Annotated in this window: 18 protein-coding genes and 1 pseudogene; 5 read left to right on the top strand and 14 right to left on the bottom strand. The window is 68.0% G+C overall.

Annotation, left to right across the window (positions count from 1 at the left end; all coding sequences use genetic code 11):
* Positions 1-8: 8 nt before the first annotated feature.
* Positions 9-653, bottom strand: a complete 645-nt coding sequence (locus AB0M15_RS39350; RefSeq protein WP_343980335.1) for a helix-turn-helix domain-containing protein — start codon at positions 651-653, stop codon at positions 9-11.
* Between the two features lie 55 nt (positions 654-708).
* On the opposite strand from AB0M15_RS39350, the gene AB0M15_RS39345 reads away from it, so the two are divergent.
* Positions 709-1,443 carry a hypothetical protein gene (locus AB0M15_RS39345; RefSeq protein WP_363831441.1) on the top strand — a complete coding sequence of 245 codons (735 nt, stop codon included), beginning with the start codon at positions 709-711 and terminating at the stop codon, positions 1,441-1,443.
* Between the two features lie 15 nt (positions 1,444-1,458).
* On the opposite strand, the gene AB0M15_RS39340 is transcribed toward AB0M15_RS39345, so the two are convergent.
* The 3 genes from AB0M15_RS39340 to AB0M15_RS39330 all read right to left on the bottom strand — a co-directional run bounded on the left by AB0M15_RS39340 (position 1,459) and on the right by AB0M15_RS39330 (position 5,177).
* The gene (locus AB0M15_RS39340; protein ID WP_363831438.1) at positions 1,459-2,694 is read right to left on the bottom strand and encodes an MFS transporter; all 1,236 of its coding nucleotides are present in this window, start codon (positions 2,692-2,694) and stop codon (positions 1,459-1,461) included.
* Between the two features lie 65 nt (positions 2,695-2,759).
* A complete protein-coding gene (locus tag AB0M15_RS39335) occupies positions 2,760-4,556 on the bottom strand; it encodes a DEAD/DEAH box helicase (protein WP_363831435.1) in 1,797 nt (598 codons plus the stop codon).
* Between the two features lie 51 nt (positions 4,557-4,607).
* Positions 4,608-5,177, bottom strand: coding sequence for a Uma2 family endonuclease (locus tag AB0M15_RS39330; protein ID WP_363831430.1), 570 nt, complete (start codon positions 5,175-5,177; stop codon positions 4,608-4,610).
* Positions 5,178-5,318: 141 nt separating this feature from the next.
* On the opposite strand from AB0M15_RS39330, the gene AB0M15_RS39325 reads away from it, so the two are divergent.
* Positions 5,319-5,579: a DUF3039 domain-containing protein gene (locus tag AB0M15_RS39325; RefSeq protein ID WP_328320430.1), complete on the top strand. Its 261-nt coding sequence runs from the start codon at positions 5,319-5,321 to the stop codon at positions 5,577-5,579.
* 3 nt (positions 5,580-5,582) lie between these two features.
* On the opposite strand, the gene AB0M15_RS39320 is transcribed toward AB0M15_RS39325, so the two are convergent.
* From AB0M15_RS39320 to AB0M15_RS39310, 3 genes are read right to left on the bottom strand one after another with little or no spacing between them, the layout of a single operon-like run.
* Positions 5,583-6,140, bottom strand: coding sequence for a YqgE/AlgH family protein (locus tag AB0M15_RS39320; protein ID WP_343980313.1), 558 nt, complete (start codon positions 6,138-6,140; stop codon positions 5,583-5,585).
* 7 nt (positions 6,141-6,147) lie between these two features.
* Positions 6,148-6,549, bottom strand: coding sequence for a VanZ family protein (locus AB0M15_RS39315; RefSeq protein ID WP_363831423.1), 402 nt, complete (start codon positions 6,547-6,549; stop codon positions 6,148-6,150).
* 10 nt (positions 6,550-6,559) lie between these two features.
* Positions 6,560-7,996: an NAD-dependent malic enzyme gene (locus tag AB0M15_RS39310; protein WP_363831420.1), complete on the bottom strand. Its 1,437-nt coding sequence runs from the start codon at positions 7,994-7,996 to the stop codon at positions 6,560-6,562.
* Positions 7,997-8,115: 119 nt separating this feature from the next.
* Between AB0M15_RS39310 and AB0M15_RS39305 the strand changes: the two are divergent.
* A pseudogene (locus AB0M15_RS39305) lies at positions 8,116-8,256 on the top strand (LacI family DNA-binding transcriptional regulator); the annotation flags it as partial.
* A 27-nt stretch (positions 8,257-8,283) separates the two neighbouring features.
* On the top strand, positions 8,284-9,117 hold the full coding sequence (locus tag AB0M15_RS39300; RefSeq protein WP_363831491.1) for a substrate-binding domain-containing protein: 834 nt from the start codon (positions 8,284-8,286) through the stop codon (positions 9,115-9,117).
* 6 nt (positions 9,118-9,123) lie between these two features.
* Here the strand turns inward: AB0M15_RS39300 and AB0M15_RS39295 are convergent, their stop codons facing one another.
* From AB0M15_RS39295 to AB0M15_RS39280, 4 genes are all read right to left on the bottom strand, one after another.
* Complete coding sequence (locus AB0M15_RS39295) at positions 9,124-10,131, bottom strand: substrate-binding domain-containing protein (protein ID WP_363831417.1); 1,008 nt, start codon at positions 10,129-10,131, stop codon at positions 9,124-9,126.
* A gap of 13 nt (positions 10,132-10,144) precedes the next feature.
* Positions 10,145-11,179 carry an ABC transporter permease gene (locus AB0M15_RS39290; RefSeq protein ID WP_363831414.1) on the bottom strand — a complete coding sequence of 345 codons (1,035 nt, stop codon included), beginning with the start codon at positions 11,177-11,179 and terminating at the stop codon, positions 10,145-10,147.
* A complete protein-coding gene (locus tag AB0M15_RS39285; RefSeq protein WP_363831411.1) occupies positions 11,176-12,711 on the bottom strand; it encodes a sugar ABC transporter ATP-binding protein in 1,536 nt (511 codons plus the stop codon). The genes AB0M15_RS39290 and AB0M15_RS39285 overlap by 4 nt, the downstream gene beginning before the upstream one ends.
* 302 nt (positions 12,712-13,013) lie before the next feature.
* Complete coding sequence (locus tag AB0M15_RS39280) at positions 13,014-14,159, bottom strand: CoA transferase (RefSeq protein WP_363831407.1); 1,146 nt, start codon at positions 14,157-14,159, stop codon at positions 13,014-13,016.
* Between the two features lie 44 nt (positions 14,160-14,203).
* On the opposite strand from AB0M15_RS39280, the gene AB0M15_RS39275 reads away from it, so the two are divergent.
* Positions 14,204-14,602, top strand: a complete 399-nt coding sequence (locus AB0M15_RS39275; RefSeq protein WP_363831401.1) for a DUF6855 family protein — start codon at positions 14,204-14,206, stop codon at positions 14,600-14,602.
* 160 nt (positions 14,603-14,762) lie between these two features.
* Here AB0M15_RS39275 and AB0M15_RS39270 read toward each other — a convergent pair whose 3' ends face one another.
* Genes AB0M15_RS39270 through AB0M15_RS39260 form a run of 3 tightly spaced genes read right to left on the bottom strand, consistent with a single transcriptional unit; the run spans position 14,763 to position 18,318 of the window.
* Complete coding sequence (locus tag AB0M15_RS39270) at positions 14,763-15,689, bottom strand: alpha/beta hydrolase (protein WP_363831398.1); 927 nt, start codon at positions 15,687-15,689, stop codon at positions 14,763-14,765.
* A 2-nt stretch (positions 15,690-15,691) separates the two neighbouring features.
* Positions 15,692-16,510, bottom strand: a complete 819-nt coding sequence (locus AB0M15_RS39265) for an SDR family NAD(P)-dependent oxidoreductase (RefSeq protein WP_363831395.1) — start codon at positions 16,508-16,510, stop codon at positions 15,692-15,694.
* Entirely contained in the window at positions 16,507-18,318 is a 1,812-nt protein-coding gene (locus AB0M15_RS39260) for a hypothetical protein (protein WP_363831392.1), read from the bottom strand. Before AB0M15_RS39260 ends, AB0M15_RS39265 begins: the two co-directional genes overlap by 4 nt.
* Positions 18,319-18,341 lie beyond the last annotated feature (23 nt).

Raw genomic sequence — 18,341 nt, 5'->3', positions numbered from 1 at the left:
TGAGTGGGTCAAGCGAGGCGTTTGGCTACTTCTACTGCGGCTCGGGCTACTCGGGGGCCGACGAAGTCTCGGTCTAGTTTGCCGAGGACTACTACGCCGATGGAAGCTTCTACGCCTGGTACGCCGAGGACGGGTGAGGAGACGCCTTGGGCGCCGGCCTGGAGTTCGCCGGCGGTGATGACGAAGGGGCGGCCGGCTGGGTCGGGCTTGCGGCGGCCGGCGAGGATCGCCTTGCCGGCGGCGCCCTGGTCGAGCGCGTGCCGGGAACCCATCCGGTACGAGACGTGGAAGTCGGTCCAGCTCGGCTCGATCACGGCGATCGCGAGCGCCTCGTCGCCATCCGCGACGGTGAGGTGGGCGGTCGCGCCGGTGTCTTCGGCGAGCGAGCGTAGTACCGGCAGAGCGGCGTCTCGCAGGGTCGGCTGGACGCGGCGCGAGTAGTGCAGGACGGCGAGGCCCAGGCGGGCGCGGCCTTCGCTGTCGCGGCGGACGAGCCGGTGCAGTTCGAGCGTGTTGACCAGGCGGTACACGACCGTCCGGGAGACGTTCAGCGAGGCGGCCAGCTCGGTGATCGACAGGCCGTCCGGGGCGTCCGCCAGCAACTCGAGGACGGTGAGTCCCCGGTCGAGTGTCTGGGACGTCTCTGCGGGCACAGCCGAAGCGTAACCTTTTTCCGCCCGCGGCCCGATGTCCCCGTATCTTGCTTCCGTGCGAAATTACTGGGCGCTGCTCCCCGCCATCGCCGTCTGCGTCGGTCTGATCCTGCTGTACGCCGTGCCGACGCTGGTCAATCCGCAGTGGACGAGCAGCATCCTGGGCCTGTTCAAGCAGCTCCCCGGCGGCGAGGAAACCGAGGAGGCGGCGCCGCTCGGCCCGAAGCAGCTCCGTTCCCGGCGGATGCTGGCCGGCGCGCTGGTGCTCGGCGCGCTCGGGCTGGTCGGGTTCAACGTCGTGCTCAACCGGGAGGCGAACGGCTGCTATCTGGTCGCCAAGGCGTGGGGCGCGGCCGATGACCCGAAACAGGATGGCGACCCGTGCGTCAACAAGATCTTCGGCGCGTTCTTCAGCAACGGGAAGGGCGAGGTGCTGGAGAAGTCGCAGCAGCCGGTCGCCGGGTACCAGCTGGTGAAGGGCAAGCGGCCGTCGTACCTGAAGTGGATCCAGAACCCGCCGAGGCCGGACGACGTCGCGATGGTGTTCGGCGTCGGCTTCAACTGCTCGAGCGATCTGAAGGTGATCGAGTCGGCCGACAAGATCACCGCGGTGATCGACGACACCGAGCCGTGCCCGCCGGACAGCCAGATCGAGGTGGTGCCGATCAAGCTCGACAAGCCGGTCGGCGATCGCCCGGTCGTCACCGTCGGCGGCCAGCCGATCCCCCGCATCAACCCGGACCTGCCGTCCTGGGGCACTGTTCTCAAGAAGCTCGCCACCGGCGGCTGAGTCTTCCGGCTCGGGTTAGCGGAGGGCGCGCACCTGCGAGTCGTACTGGCGGAACGGGCGGTTCGTGGCGAGCAGGATGAGTAGGCCGGTGATGCAGACCGCGGCGCCGCCGAGCAGGGCGATCGTCGGGGTGCTGAGCGAGGCCGTAGTACCGGCCACGAAGTCGCCGAGCCTCGGGCCGCCGGCGACGACCACGATGAAGACGCCCTGGAGCCGGCCGCGCATCGCGTCCGGGGCGGCTGATTGCAGGACGGTGTTCCGGTACGCCGAGCTGACCATGTCCGCCGCACCCGACAACGCGAGCAGCGCGACGCCGAGCCAGATCGTCCGCGACAACCCGAACAGCCCGACCGCCGCGGCGTAGACCGTGATCGCCGCGACGATCGCCACCCCTTGCCGCCGGATGCGGCTCACCCAGCCGGAGAACAGCACCCCGACGAGCGCCCCGATCGCGGGCGCCGCCTGCAGCAACCCGACAGTCCTTACGCCGCCCGCGAAGAACGCACCCGCCACGGCCGGGAACAGCGCCCGCGGTTGCGCGAACACCATCGCGAGGATGTCCGCGAGGAAGGTCGCCAGCAGTGCTGGAGCTGCTCGGAGGAAGGTGAAGCCCTCCAGCACCGAGCGCAGCCCGGCCCGGCGTATCAGACCTGTCGGTGGTACCGGAGGCAGCCGGAAGAGCGCGTAGAGGGCGGCAGTGAAGGTGATGACATCCACCAGGTACGCCGCACCGAACCCCTGCCACGCGATCACCACGGCGCCGAGCAATGGTCCCGCCGTGAAGCCGAGGTTGAACGCGGCCTGGCTGAGCGTGTTGGCGGCCGGGAGGAGCTCCGGACGGATCAGCCGCGGCACGATCGCGGACCGCGCCGGTCCGTTCACCGCGAAACAGGCCGACTGGACGGCGATCACGGCGTACAGGATCCAGACCTGGTTCCAGTGCAGCTCGGACTGGGCCACCAACACCATCGACAGCAACCAGAGCCCACCCGACGAGACCAGCGCGAGCGTCCGCCGATCGATCGCGTCCGCCATCGCACCGCCGTACAACCCAAAGACAACCAACGGCACCAACGCGAACAACCCAACCAGCCCCACCGCGAAGGTCGAGTGCGTCAACGCATAAACCTGAATGGAAACCGTCACCGCAGTCATCTGCTGCCCGAGCTGCGACACGGTCGACCCAACCCACAACCGCCGAAAATCCGCCGACTCCTTGAGCGGACGGATGTCAGTCAGCAGTCGGGCCACAGCCTGAACTTATGTCACGACTTACAACCACCGACAGCAGGGCACACCACTTTCGGTACCTACCGTCAGGCGCGGCGTTGGGTGGCCCAGTCTCGGATTAGTTCTATGCGGTCTCGGAGTTCTGTGGAGGAGGCGTGGGCGGCGGCGGGGCCGCCTAGTTTGCGGCGGAGGTCGTTGTGGATTACGCCGTGGGGCTGGCCGGTGCGGTGGTGCCAGGCGGCTACCAGGCCGTTGAGTTCGCGGCGGAGTAGGGCGACCTGCTCGTGTGTGGCCAGCTCGACCGGGGTCGGCTCTTCGCGGGTGGTGGACTTGCCGCGCCGCTTCTCCTGGGCCAGTGACTTCGCCTGTCGCTTGTTCAGGAGTTCGCGGACCTGGTCGGGCTCGAGCAGGCCCGGGAGACCGAGGAAGTCCAGCTCCTCGTCCGAGCCGAGATCGCCGCCCATGCCGTAGTCGCCGCCGTCGAAGACGACCCGGTCGAAGCTCGCGTCCGACCCGAGCGCCTCGAACTTGGCGTCCAGGTCGTCGCTCGCGCCCTCGGCCTCGTTCGCCTTCTTCAGCAGGTCGTCCTCGAGGGCGAAGATGTCGCCGTCCTCGGCAGAGTTCTTGCGGCCGAGGACGTGATCCCGCTCGACCTCCATCTCGGCCGCGAAGCTCAGCAACCGGGTCACCGACGGCACGAACACCGACGCCGTCTCACCCCGCTTGCGCGCTCGTACGAACCGCCCGATCGCCTGCGCGAAGAACAGCGGCGTCGAGGTCGGCGTCGCGTAGACCCCGACGGCCAGCCGCGGCACGTCGACGCCCTCACTCACCATCCGGACCGCGACCATCCAGCGCTGCTCGCCGGCCGAGAAGGTCTGGATCTTCTTGCTCGCCGCCTTCTCGTCGGACAGTACGACGGTCGGCGCCTCACCGGTCAGCTCGCGCAGGACCTTCGCGTAGGCGCGAGCCGTGTTCTGGTCACCCGAGATGACCAGCCCACCCGCATCCGGCATGTGCCGCCGTACTTCGGTCAGCCGCTTGTCAGCAGCAGCCAGTACTGCGGGCATCCACTCGCCCGTCGGGTCGAGCGCAGTACGCAACGCCTGCGCCGTCAGATCCTTCGTCAGCGGCTCGCCCAGTCGCGCGGCGACCTCGTCACCGGCTTTGGTGCGCCAGCGCATCTCACCGGAGTACGACATGAAGATGACCGGCCGGACGACGTGGTCGCGCAGCGCGTGCCCATAGCCGTAGACGTAGTCCGCCCGACTCCGCGCGGCGCCGTCGTGGCCGTGCTCGTACGTGACGAACGGGATCGGGTTGTCGTCGCTGCGGAACGGCGTCCCGGTCAAGGCCAGGCGACGGGTGGCCGGGTCGAACGCCTCCCGGATGCCCTCACCCCAGCTGAGCGCGTCACCGCCGTGGTGCACCTCGTCGAGGATCACCAGGGTGCGGAACTTCTCGGTCCGGACCCGGAAGGCGAGCGGGTTCACGGCGACACCGGCGTACGTGACGGCGACGCCCTGGAAGTCCTTGTTCGTCCGGCCCTTGCCCCCGGCGAACGTCGGGTCGATCGCGATCCCGGCACGGTCGGCGGCCTCGGCCCACTGGACCTTCAGGTGCTCGGTCGGCGTCACCACCGTGATCCGGTCGATCACCCTGCGCTGCAGGAGCTCGGCGGCGACGGTCAGCGCGAACGTCGTCTTGCCGGCGCCCGGCGTGGCGACCGCCAGGAAGTCCTTCGGCTGCTTGTCCAGATACAGCTGGAGCGCCTCCGCCTGCCAGGCCCGCAGCTTGCTCGCAGTTCCCCACGCGGCGCGGTCCGGATAGGCCGGAGGTAGCACGGCTGGTGGTGCGGGCACGTGCGAATCCACGGACGGCATACTCCCCCGATAGTCGACTGTCGGCCGTACAGGAACGTTACCCGAGATCCCTCACAAGGTCAGATCGGCAGGCACCACACTCACCTCGAACGGCACGGTGAACCGGGCGATCTCCTCGCCGGTGACCTTCGCCACCTGCGCGTATGTCCCGTCCCGCAGTTCCCAGCCAATCAACTCCGGCGTGTCGGGATCGATCACCCAGTACGACGCGCAACCGGCCGCCTCCAGCCGGGAGAACTTCAGCATCAGGTCGTAGCGCCGAGTGCTCGGCGAGAGCACCTCGACGGCGAGCAACGGTGCCATCGGAAGATCGCGCTCGGTGAAGTCCTCTCGTCGCGCCACCAGCAGATCGGGCTGCATCACGGTGTCTTGACTGATGACGACATCGGTCGGCGCCACCAGCACCTTGAGGTCCGGCGGACAGGCCGACTTGAGCTTCACCAGCAGATTGACGACGACGTCCTGATGCCGGATCGACGGCGCCGGCGTCATGATGAGCAGGCCGTCGATGAGCTCGTAGCGGTGCCCGTCATCGGGCATCCGGTCGAGGTCGTCCCGGGTCAGCGGCCGCGACGGTCGCCAGGGTAGGGAGTAGTCCGGTTCGGGTTCCACAACTGACATGGTGCCTCCTCTTGGTGGTCATACCGACAAAGTGCCGTGGTCTGCCCCGGTCCGGCCGGTTGTCCACAGGGGGATTTTGGCGGAGTCAGCCTGTGGAGAACGGCTGGGACTTGGTGGGGCGGGCGACCTACACTCTGGGTTATGAGTACTCAGTTGAGCCCGGGTGCCGAGACTGTCATCGACGAGCGGACCAAGCCGTCGTTGGACGAGGGCGATCATGAGCGGTTCTCGCACTACGTGCCGAAGGACAAGCTCACCGAGGCGATGGTGATGGGGACGCCGGTGGTGGCGTTGTGCGGCAAGGTGTGGGTGCCCAGTCGCGACCCGCAGAAGTTTCCGGTGTGTCCGGAGTGCAAGGAGATCTGGGAGTCGCTGCACCCGGGCGACGACGACAAGGAGTAGTCGTCAGTTCTGGGTCGGGTCGTCGGGGTAGGTGGCCAGGTAGGCCATCTCGTCGTGCTGGCGCCGCAGGACGCGGCGCCACAGGCCCTCCGGCTGGAGGCTGAAGACGTCGTCGGGCTCGGACGGTACGACGTACCAGGCGCCCTCGGTGATCTCGCCCTCCAGCTGGCCGCTCGACCAGCCGGCGTACCCGGCGAAGATCCGCATCCGCTGGATCGCGCCCTCCAGCAGCGCCGGTGGTACGTCGAGATCGATCAACCCGATCCGGCCGAAGCACTCCCGCCACCCCGGCGGATCGGCCGACTCGATCACCTCGGCGACCGCGAGGGCGCTGTCCGTCCCCACCGGCCCGCCCATGAACAGCACACCCGGCTCGCTCACCGTCTCGGACCAGTCGGCCAGCACCCGGTCGACCTCGAGATCGGCGGCCCGGTTGACGACCACACCCAGCGCACCGTCCTCGTCATGATCCAGCAACAGGATCACCGACCGCCGGAACGGCGGCTCGTCGAGCAACGGGGTAGCCACCAGCAAGGAGCCGGTCAGGGTCGTGGCCGTCATGCACCCATCATGTCGTGCCCGGCACCTTTTGCGTACGGATGGCGCGGAACCCGAGCCACGCGCCCAGCGCCAGCCCGCACAGGTCCGCGACCGAGTCGAACGGATCGCCCGACCGGAACGGCAACCAGTAGTACTGGACGATCTCGCTGATCACCGCGTTGGCCGCGACCACAGGCAACAAATACCGGGCCGGTACGCCGGCCCGCAGCCCGAAGTACGCGACCGATCCGAACAGGAACAGATGCGCGAGCTTGTCGGAGTACGGGATGTCGACGCTCGACGCGGCCTGGTGCGGTGAGTACACCCCGTACAGGTGGATGCCGCAGGCCACCACGAAGGCGACCCGCCACAGCCACACGGCACGGGACGACGTACGGACCTCAGTTGAAGTAGTGATGGAGTCAATCAAAGCAAGTGACTCAAATCAGCGCGCCCGGGGAGTCGTCCGGGAACATCTCCGCCGCCGGCGCCTTGCCGCCCGCCGCGTCCCGGACGGCGTGCGCCACCCGCGTGTGCACCTCCGGGTGGAAGACGCTCGGCACGATGTAGTCGGCGTTCAGCTCGTCGTCGGTGACGACGCCGGCCAGCGCCTTCGCGGCCGCGAGCTCGGTCTGGATCGACACCTTCGACGACTGCGCGTCGAGCAGACCGCGGAAGACGCCCGGGAAGACCAGCACGTTGTTGATCTGGTTCGGGAAGTCGCTGCGCCCGGTCGCGACCACGGCCGCGTGCTCGTGCGCCGCCGCCGGGTCGACCTCGGGGTCGGGGTTGGCCAGCGCGAAGACGATCGAGTCCTTGTTCATCGTCGCGATGTCGGCGCCGGTCAGGATGTTCGGCGCCGAGACGCCGATGAACACGTCGGCGCCGGCCAGCGCGCCCTTCAGGTCTCCGCTGTACTTCGCGGCGTTGGTGTTCTCCGCGATCCAGCGCAGCTCCGGCGACAGCCCCTCGCGCTCGGAGTGGATGACCCCGGCGATGTCGGCGACGATCGTGTCCTTGACCCCGGCCTCGATCAGCAGCTTGAGGATCGCCGTACCGGCGGCACCCGCGCCGGACAGCACGACGCGGACCTCGCTGATGTCCTTGTTGACCACCCGCAGCGCGTTGAACAGCGCGGCCAGTACGACGACCGCCGTCCCGTGCTGGTCGTCATGGAAGACCGGGATGTCGAGCTCCTCGCGCAGCCGGGCCTCGATCTCGAAGCAGCGCGGCGCGGAGATGTCCTCCAGGTTGATCCCGGCGAAGCCCGGCGCGATCGCCTTGACCACGGCGATGATCTCCTCGGTGTCCTGGGTGTCCAGGCACAGCGGCCAGGCGTCGATACCGGCGAAGCGCTTGAACAGCGCGGCCTTGCCCTCCATCACCGGCAGCGCGGCCTCCGGGCCGATGTTGCCCAGGCCCAGCACCGCGGATCCGTCGGTGACGACCGCGACGGTGTTGCGCTTGATGGTCAGCCGGCGGGCGTCCTCGGGGTTGGCGGCGATCGCCAGGCAGACCCGGGCGACACCCGGGGTGTAGATCATCGAGAGGTCGTCCCGGTTGCGGATCGGGTGCTTGGCCTCCATCGAGATCTTGCCGCCGAGGTGCATCAGGAAGGTCCGGTCGGAGACCCGGCCGATCTCGACGCCCGGTACGGCGCGCATCGCCTCGACCAGCCGGCCGGCGTGCTCGGTGTCGGCGGCGGCACACGTCACGTCGATCCGCAGCCGCTCGTGACCGGATGCGGTCACGTCGAGGGCGGTGACGAGGCCGCCGGCCTGCTCGACCGCGGTCGTCAGTTTGCTCACCGTGGAGCCACCGGCGGGGACCTCGAGGCGGACGGTGATGGAGTAGGAAACGCTCGGCAAGGCAGTCACGCGGGTGATCCTCTCATGTCACTGGTCAGGTCCGGAGGTTCTGTTCTTAAAGTGCACGGCGAACAGCTGGGTAATCCATTACCCGCCCGCTACGCTGAGCCCTCTGACGCAGTCGACGGGAGAGCGCGATGGCGACGATCAGCGAGGTCGCGGCCCTGGCCGGCGTCTCCACGGCGACCGTCTCGCGGGCACTGAACGGCAAGTCCACGGTCGATCCCGACCTGGTCGTCCGCGTACGCCGGGCCGCCGAGGAACTCGGATACCAGCCGAACGGCCCGGCCCGGAACCTGCGCCGTCAGGAGGCCGCGGTCGTCGCGCTGATCATCTCCGACGTCGAGAACCCCTTCTTCACCGCGATCGCCCGCGGCGTCGAGGACGTCGCGCACGAGGTCGGCTACTCGGTCGTGCTCTGCAACTCCGACGAGAACGCCGACAAGGAGAACCGCTACATCGACGTCGCGATCCAGGAACGGGTGGCCGGCGTCATCCTCTCCCCGTCCGGTACGACGACCAGCGTCGAGAAGCTCAGCAAGCGCGGAACCGCCTTCGTGGCGGTCGATCGGCCGCTGCCCGGGCAGTCGAGCGACGTCGTCCTCGTCGACACCCGGCTGGCCGCCCGGGAAGCGACGGCTCACTTGATAGACCAGGGCTATCAACGGATCGGGTGTATCACCGGACCGGCCGGGGTTCGGACTGCGGATGACCGGCTCGCTGGGTACCGGGACGCGTTGAAGGCTCGGCGGCTGCGCAGTACGACGAAGTTGGTTCGGCGTACGGAGTACAAGGCTGCTGGTGCGCATCGGGCGGCGCAGGAACTGCTCGACCAACCGGAGCCGCCGGATGCGCTGCTGGTGGCGAACAGCGCGATGGCCGTTGGCGTGCTGCAAGCCCTGCAGGAGCACGGGATCCGGGCGGGCAAGCAGGTGGGGATCGTCGCATTCGACGACGCACCGTGGGCGGAGCTGGTCGATCCGCCGTTGACGGTTGTCGCGCAACCGGCGTACGAGATCGGTACGGTGGCCGCCCGGCTGTTGCTGGCCAGAATCGGCGGCAACACCAGGGCGACCACCACGACCACGCTCGCCGCCCGATTGATCGAGCGTGGCAGCTCCAGGAGGTAGCGTCGATCAGCCGGTCGGGTTCTCCTCGGCGTAGATACTGGCCGCGTTCTCCTTGTCGATCAGACGGGTCTTCAAGGTCTGCGTCTTCTCGATCGTGCCGCAGTCGACCAGGATCTTCTTGGCCGCGGCGATCGCTTCCTTGCCGTTGGTCGGATAGGTGAAGGTGGCCGACAGCCGGCCCTCTTCGACGGCCTTGATGCCGCCGGACGGGATCGGCAGCGCGTCGATGCCGATGAACTTCATCTCCTTCTCGCGGTGCACCGCCTTCGCCGCCAGGTAGGCGCCCTCGGCCATCGGGTCGTTGTGGGCGTAGACGAGGTCGATCTTCGGGTTGGCCTTCAGCAGGGCGTCCATCTGCGCCTGGCCCTTCTCGCGGAGCCAGTCGCCGCTGGCGTCGGCGACGATCTTGATCTTCGGGTTCGCCTTGATCGCGTCGACGAAGCCCTGGTGACGCTCGGCCTGCGGAGTCGCGCCGGCCAGGCCCTTGAGCTCGACCACGTTGCCGCCCTGTGGCAGGAGCTTCTCGGCGACGTACTTGCCTGCCTCGGTACCGATCTCGACATTGTCGCCGCCGATGAAGCCGGTGTACGCGTCGCCTTCGACCTTGCGGTCCAGGACCAGTACGGGGATGCCCTTGTCGTACGCCTTCTTCACTACCGCGGTCAGCGGTTTGGCCTCGTTCGGGCTGATGATCAGCAGGTCGATCTGCTGGGTCAGGTAGTTCTCGACGTCCGCGACCTGCTTGGCGTTGTCCTGCGCGGCGTCGGCGAACTTCACGTCGAACTGCGGGACGTCCTTGGCCGCGGCCTTGATGTCGTCGTCCATCCGCTGCCGGTAGGGCTCGGCGACGTTGGCCTGGCTCATGCCGATCAGATAATTGCCATCGGCCCCTTTGCATTGCTTGGAGGCGCCAGCCTGAGGCTTGTCGGAGGTCCGGTCGTTCGTGGTGCCACAGCCGGCCAGGACCAGGGCGGCGACGGCCGCGGCGGCGAGAGGTGCTTTCGAGTTGCGCATGGTGAGCCCTTCTTTAAGAGGCAGGACGGAGCCGTTGCAGCGCGGCCGCGGCGACGATCACGAGTCCCTTGATCAGCAGCTGGATGTTGGAGTCGATGTTGTTCAGGGCGAGGATGTTGTTCAGTACTCCGAGCAGCAACGCGCCGGCCACAGTGCCCGCGACCGAACCGCGGCCGCCGGCCAGGCTGGTACCGCCGATCACCACCGCGGCGATCGCGTCGAGCTCGTAGCCGATGCCGTCGTTCGGGCTGCCCTGGTTGAGCTGGACGGCGTGCACGATGCCGGCCAGTGAGGCGAGCAACCCGCAGATCGCGAAGACGGCGATCTTCACCCGGATCACCGGTACGCCGGACAGCCGCGCGGCCTTCTCGTTGCCGCCGACCGCGTACAGATGTCTCGAGAAGGCGCTGACTCTCAGGAAGACGACGGCTGCGATCGCGACCACCGCGAAGATCAGCACCGGGATCGGCACCAGCCCGCCGAACGTTCGCTCACCGAGAATCGCAAAAGAATCCGGCGCCTCGTGCTGCCCGTTGCCATAGGCAATCGCCACCCCCTGCCCGTCGGACCAGATCCGCGCCAGCCCGCGCGCTATCTGCAGCCCCGCCAGGGTGACGATGAACGACTGGATCCCGATCATCGCCGTCGCCATCCCCTGCAGCCCACCGAACACCAGCCCGATCGCCAGCACCACCAGCACCGACGGCAGAAACCCCCAGTCGCTCTCCACCATCAACACCGCCGACCCGACCGCCGCCAGCCCCAGCACGGCCCCCACCGACAGATCGATCCCCCCGATCAGAATCACGAACGTCATCCCGACCGCGATGATCCCGATCTCGGACACGGCCCTGACGACGTTGGCCAGGTTGTCCGCGCTGACGAACAGAATCTCCCCATCCCGCCGAGGAGAGAAAATGATCGCCGCGACGAACACCGCCAGCAATCCAAAAACACTCTGAAACCTGAAGAGGGTCGCCACCACTCCACCGGACGTCTCCGCCACCGCGGTGGGTGCCGGCACTGCGCTGTCCTGTACGTCGGTCATTGGAGCGCTCCTTCTCCCATGGCGGCGGCTAGTAGGTCGCCTTCGGTGGAGTCTGTGGTGGTGAAGGAGGCGACGTCGCGGCCGTCTCGGAGGACTACTACTCGGTCGCAGACCCCTACCAGTTCGGGGAGTTCCGAGGAGGCCAGGAGGACGCCGATGCCTTGGGCGGCCAGTTCGCCCAGGAGGCGGTAGATCTCGGATTTGGCGTTGATGTCGACGCCTCGGGTCGGCTCGTCCAGCAACAGGAGCTGTGGATTGGTCAGCAGCATGCGGCCGAAGACGACCTTCTGCTGGTTGCCACCGGACAGGGTGCCTACTTCGTCTTGGAGACGCCCGTACTTCAGCCGCAACCGGTCCGCCATCCGCACCGACGCCGCCCGCTCCATCCGTCGTGCGATCACGCCCAACCGCCCGTACGCCGGAAGGCTCGAGACCACCGTGTTGGCGAGGATCGAGTGGAACAGCACCAACCCCGACACCCGCCGGTCCTCGGGCACGAACCCGATCCCCTGCCTCAATGCAGCTCGCGGACCGGACGGCTGGATCTCCTTGCCCCGCAACACGATCCGCCCCGATCGCGCCCCGCCCGGCGCAACGCCGTACAGCGTCTCTAGCAACTCCGTACGACCGGAGCCGAGCAGCCCGGCCAGTCCGACGATCTCCCCGGCTCGCACGCTGAGCGAGATACCCGCCGGATCGCGTCGCCCCGGACGCGGCCGCCGCGGAGTCAGTACAAGGTCCTCGACTCTCAGCAGTTCGTCCCCCGTCGCCACGTCGGGCGTCGTGAACATCGTCTGCACCGGCCGCCCGACCATCGCCTCGACCACCTCCGCGGTGGTCAGCGACCGCGGGTCGAAGCTCGCCACGTTCTGCCCGTTGCGCAGGACCGTCGCGCGGTCGGCGACCTGGGCGATCTCCTCCATCCGGTGCGAGATGTAGACGATGCCGACCCCGCTGCGGCGCAGTTCGCGGATCACCACGAAGAGCCGCTCCACCTCAGAGGTCGTCAGCGCGGAGGTGGGCTCGTCCATGATCAGTACCCGTGCGTCGAGCGAGATCGCCTTCGCGATGGTGACGAGTTGCTGCTCGCCGACCCGCAGTTCGCCGACCGGACGGCGCGGGTCGAGGGCGACTCCGCTGCGCATCAGCAGCGTGCGGGCTTCGCGTTCCATCCGCCGGCGGTCGACCGTGCGGAGCGGAGTACGGAGCTCGCGGCCGAGGAAGATGTTGTCCGCGACCGACAGTCCCGGAACGAGGTCGAGCTCCTGGTGGATCATCGCGATCCCGGCGGCCTGCGCGTCGGTCGGGCCGCTGAAGGAGACCGGCGACCCGTTGATCTCGATCTGCCCGTCGTACCCGGTGACGTCGCCGGACAGGATCTTCATCAGCGTGCTCTTGCCGGCGCCGTTCTCCCCGAGCAGCGCGTGTACCTCGCCCGCGCCGAGGGTGAAGTCGACCTCACGACAGGCCTGTACGCCGCCGTAGCGCTTCCCGATCCGCGTCATCCGGACCAGGGCCGCGGCCTGTGGCATGGCACCTCCGCGATCGGGTGAGTAATCGATTTCCCGGACGCTAGACCCGCGCCCCGCGCACCGTCAACCCTTCACCGACCTTAGGCGCCCATCGGTACTGATTGGCAGCCTTTCCACCGCCCTCGAAACACCCCCACCCCGGGCGCACCGGCGCGCCGGCGTTGGCACCTTGAACACCAAACGGCGACCTTGAACAAGTAATAACGTGTTCAAGCCCACCGCTTGGTGGTCAAGGTCGCCATTTGAGGTGCGAGCCCAGATGATGTGGGCTCGCCACAGATAGGGGTTGGGGGGGCGGGAGGTTACTCGTCCAGCCAGGCTTGGACGGAGTTGTTGTGCTCACCGAGGCGAGGTGGCGGCAGGTTGGTCTCGCGGGCACCGGCGTGGGGGTTATCGTCGAAGCGGAGGGGTGGGCCGGGGAGTTGGATGCGCCCGAGCGTCGGGTGGTCGACGTCGATCAGCAAGCCCTGCGAAACCGTCTGGTCCCATTCGTAGACCTGCTGGAAGTCGCGGACCTTGCCCGCCGGGATGCCTGCCTCGGCGAGGCTGCGCAGCCACTCGTCGGCCGGCTCCGCGCTGAACGCCGCCTCGATCGCAGCGGTCAGCTCGTCGCGGTGCGCCACCCGCAGCGGGTTGGTGGCGAAGCGTTCGTCCGCGGCGTCCAACCCGACGAGCGGCGCGAAGGTCCGCCACTGCGATTCGCTGCCGACCGCGACCTGCACGATGTCGTCCTTGGTGCGATACATCCCGTACGGCGCGATCTGCGCATGATGATTGCCGACCCGCTCAGGCAACTCCCCCGCCACCGTCCACTTCGTCCCGTGGAACGCGTGCACCCCGACCACCGATGCCAGCAGCGAAGTGCGGACCACCCGCCCACGACCGGTGACGTTCCGCTCGTGCAGCGCGGCCAGCACTCCGTAGGCGCCGTACATCCCAGCCAACAGATCAGCGATCGGTACGCCGGTCTTGGTCGGCTCCACCTCACCCGTGATGCTCATCAGCCCGCCCTCGCCCTGAGCGATCTGGTCGTACCCGGCCCGCCCACCCTCCGGCCCGTCGTGCCCGAACCCGGTGATCGACAGAATCACCAGCCGCGGATTCAGCTCCTGCAACCGCTCGACCGAGAACCCGAGCCGATCCAGCACCCCCGGCCGGAAGTTCTCCAGCAGCACGTCGGCCTTCCGCACCAGTCGGCTCAGGAACTCCTTGCCCTCCGCCGACTTCAGATCCGCCGTCACCGACTCCTTGTTCCGATTGGCCGACAGGAAGTACGTCGACTCCCCCTCGACGAACGGCGGTCCCCACCCGCGGCTGTCGTCCCCACCGTCCGGAGTCTCCACCTTGATCACCCGGGCACCCAGATCCCCGAGCATCATCGCCGCATGTGGCCCGGACAACGCCCGAGTCAGATCGACAACCACCAGGTCAGACAAGAGGTTCTGCACCACCTCACCCTAGGCGTAGCCTCCGGAGGTAGGAGGGGATTGTGATGGCGTTCACCGGGAGTGGGACGAAGGACGATCCGTGGGTGCTGAGTACGCCGCCCGGCGGGTCGCAGTACGAGATGTACCGGGATGACGACGTACTGGTCTGTCAGGTGGGGAGTACCAAGCTCAGCTATCAGGCGCGCTGCATCGAAGATCTGCACGCGATGCTCACCAAGCACGGAGACTGGATGTTGCTCGGCAACGCGGACGAGCAGAAGCCCGCGGCGCCGGGGACCGTGGAGGCCTGGGCGCGCGCGGAGGACAACCCGGTGGGTGGGTGGTACGGGTTGAAGAAGGGCTTCCGTGGGCGGTTCGCGAACTACGTGCCGCCGGTACTGGAGGCGCTCGGCCTGGCCGAGGTCGAGCACAACGCCCGCAACAACCGCATGCGAGCGCTCTAGTGTCCCGTAAGCGATGTAGCTCGAACGATAGCGGTGTCCAGGTGCGTGCATCGTGGTGCTTGAGCAGTGGCCTCGATGCGGAGCATCGTGGGCGCTGGGCAAGTGCCGCGAGGTGCGTGCCTGGGCGCCGATAGCGTCGAGCTACATCGCTTACGGGACACTAAACGCGGACCTTCCGCACCAGCGACGCCAGCCGTTGAGTTACGTCGCGTGGGCGTTCCTGCATGAGCATGTGGCCGGCACCCGGATACATCCACAGACGCGCGCTCGGCAACAGTTGCGCCATCCGATTGGCATGCCGCGGCGGAATCAGCCGATCTCGCGTGCCATGCATGATCTCGACCGGTATCCCGGCGAGCGCCTGCAGCGCGTGCCCGCGGTCGTGCCGGACGATCTCCTCGAAGAACCCGCCCAGCGACGGACCGGGCAGCCGCGCCACATCCGCCATCAGGATGTCCACCTCGGCAGGGTCCACCTGCTTCCCGAACGCCAACTGCCGCAGCGCAGGCCGGCGCGCCGCAACTGACAGCCCCTGCCGCCATGGAGCCAGTACCTTCTGCGCCCGACGCTCGAAGCGTGCGCCTGCCACGTTCATCGCCCGTGGCGCCAGCACCGCCGCAGGAGTATCGAACCGCGCCGGCAACCCGAAGGCCCGCGAAGCCAGCTGCCCCGAGGAGGTCGCGACCAACACAGCCGCACTGATCCGAGAGCCGAACAACTCCGGCCGCTTCTCGGCCAGGGCCATCAACGTCATCCCACCCATCGAGTGCCCGGCATAGACCACCGGCCCGTCCCCGACCACCTCGTCGAGCACGAAAGTCAGGTCGTCCGCCAATTGGTCGATCCGCGTCGTCCCATCGGGCGCAGCCGAAGATCGCCCATGCCCACGATGGTCATAGGCAACAACTCGCACGCCGTCAGCACCCAACACCCGAGGCAACCCGGCCAACTGGTGATGCCAGCTCCGCGTCGAACAGGTCCACCCATGCGCAAGCACCACCGTCACCGGCGCGTCCGCCGACCCGGCCGTTTCGACATGCAGCCGCACGCCATCAGCCGTGACGACTTCAGATCGTTCTGCTTGCATCGTCATATCTTCCCCAGTCTTTCCGCCAACTCGCCCAGCCCACCCTTGCGACGCTGCTGGTTGGTCCGCCACCGAACCACCCGGTCCGCCACCGACGGTAGATGCCGGGCGAACCCGACGGCCAAGCCGGTCGACCGCGTGGAGGCCCGGTTGCGCGGTGGGCGAGCAGCACCCGCGACCTCGACGATCGTGCCGACTACCTGATCCACCGTCTCGGCAGGCACGAACAGACCTAGGTCGACGCCGCGCGCAAGAGAGGCGTCGTGGATCGGGGTCGGGACGTAGCCGGGATAGATGACGCTCACGTCGATCGCGCGCCCGTTCTCGATCCGCAGTGCGTCCGCGTACGTGTCGATGGCGCGCTTGGAGACCAGGTACGACGCCGCCAACGGCAGGGTGACGTAGGCGAGCCCTGATGATACGAAGATCACTCGACCGCGGGCGGCGCGTAGTACCGGCAGAGCCGCCGCGGTGACGCCCCAACCGGCGAAGAGATTGACCTCGATCACCTTGCGGGCAACGGCATCCGGCACTTCCTCGGCGAGTGCCGGTACGCCGATGCCCGCATTGTTGATCAACAGGTCCAACCCGCCGAGCCGCTCAACGGCCTCAGCCACGGCCCCAGGAATCTGATCCGCCTGCGTCAGATCGCACTCGATGACGTCATCACTCTTCTGCAGATCAAGCCCGACGACCGAAGCACCCCGAGCCCTCAACTGCTCAACCGTCGCCGACCCGAAAGCCCCGGCGGCACCCGTGACCAACGCCTTCTTGCCGCGCAGATCCCATGGCCCCTTCCGCAACCCAGCGCGCCCGCTCACGCGGACTCCCGCTCACGCCGCGACCCCTGAGCCTCGAGATGAGCAGCGCGCAACCGCCCGCCGCGAGCGCCACGCCCGACCAGCCAAGCGATCCCGGCGATCTCCAGCGACCCGACGACAGCGAGCAACGCGTACCCGCCGTTCCACATCCACCGCGGTACGTCGGTACGCTCCTCCCGCCGCAACGTCGCCTGCTCGCCGATGAACTCGACCGTCTGCCCGTTGGACACCTGCACCGCAGGCTTCTCGATCTTCAGATCTTCCGGCGCGTAGACCCACATCGCGACCATGTCCCGCGCGCCCTGATGCAGCCGGATCATCGACTTCCACTTTCCGTACATCGGCAGCGGCTCGGTCGACCGATAGGTGCCATCAGCAATCTTCTCCATCGCGTGCGTCATCGAACCGCCACCCTGCCAGGCCAGCGCCTCGAACCACCGGGCACCATCGGCAGCATCGACCGGATTCAGCGAAACCGTCACGTACGCCGTCGGCTCCGACCCGGTCGACGCCGGCTCCAGCGACACCGTCGCGCTCACCCCGGGGTCGGCCGATCGAGGTACACAGAAGAAGAGCGCAGCCAGTACCGCGACCAGCCCGACCGCACCGAGCTGATGAGTCAAGCGCACCGGCGGGTTCAGGCGAACCTCGCCCGCAACCTCGGCGTACCGGGTGGCAAGCCACGCCCCGAGCAGACCCGCGCCGAGACCGGTGACGACGCCGAAGCCAATCGCCGAGGGCAGCATCGAGGCCGGCCAGTGGATCGGCATCCACACCTGCGACCAGCCGTACTCCGCGACGACGCCGACCGTGCCGATCAGCGCACCCGAGACGAATCCCAGCCGGAAGCGATTCTTGTTGCCCAAGGCAAAGGCCGCGAGCTCGACCAGGACCGCCTCGGCGATCAGCAGCGGGAAGTGACCGAGGATCTCCCCGAGCGGCTGATCCACCGCCCAGGCGATGCCACCGCGGATCACCAGGTACGTCGCGAGCGCGCCGAACGTCACGAACGGTCCGCGCCGCGCTCGCAGCAAGGTGAAGGCGAGCGTCGACCCGAAGACGATCAGGATCGGCTGCAGAATCAGGGGGAACTGCGGTACGCCGTAGTTGAACTCGGTGCTGAACAGGTCCCACGCGATCAGCAGCGCGCCGACCGCGATGATCTCCTGGGCCCGGCGGCGCAGGTTGAGACCGGCCAGTTGCTCGACCTCGGCCGACGCGAGCAGCCGGGCGAAGATCGAGAAGACGACGCCGCCGATCATCAGCAAGTGGGTCGGTCCCCAGAGCGTGACGTCCTCACCGAACAGCCGGTGCCAGACGTCGTCGAGCGGGAAGCCGACCAGGGCGAACGTTCCGCACACCGTCACCAGCGCCGCGCTGCACGGGATCCGCCAGCCCTTGGTCAGTTTGATCGTCCGGGCCGGCAGCGGCTTGCGGGCCAGCGCGATCGGCAGCACGCCGGAGATGATCACGCCGAGGATGCCGAAGAAGATCGGGTAGTGCGCCGGCGTACCGAACGGGCCGGTGTCCCGGCCGCGGTCGATGTGCACCGCGATGTCCCACCAGACGCCGAAGGCGCAGGCGAGCAGCGAGACGGCGTGCAGGTACGGAGTCAGCGCGGCCCATCGGGGGACTCCGTCCAGTCTCCCGATGGTGTCCGCGAGGCGCCCTACCAGCGTCACCCGCCCGGTGCGTTCCCGCCACAGCAGCACGGCGAGTGCCAGGTACATCAGCGAGACCAGCCCGGTGACGATCGCGATCTGGTCGAATGACGCGGTTCCGGTGGTGGCCGCCAGGGGGACCGTCATGGGAGCTCCTTCGACATACGCCA

This window comes from Kribbella sp. NPDC051718, assembly GCF_040681515.1.
Taxonomy (GTDB): domain Bacteria; phylum Actinomycetota; class Actinomycetes; order Propionibacteriales; family Kribbellaceae; genus Kribbella.
This window is presented reverse-complemented; position numbering and strand designations above follow the sequence as displayed.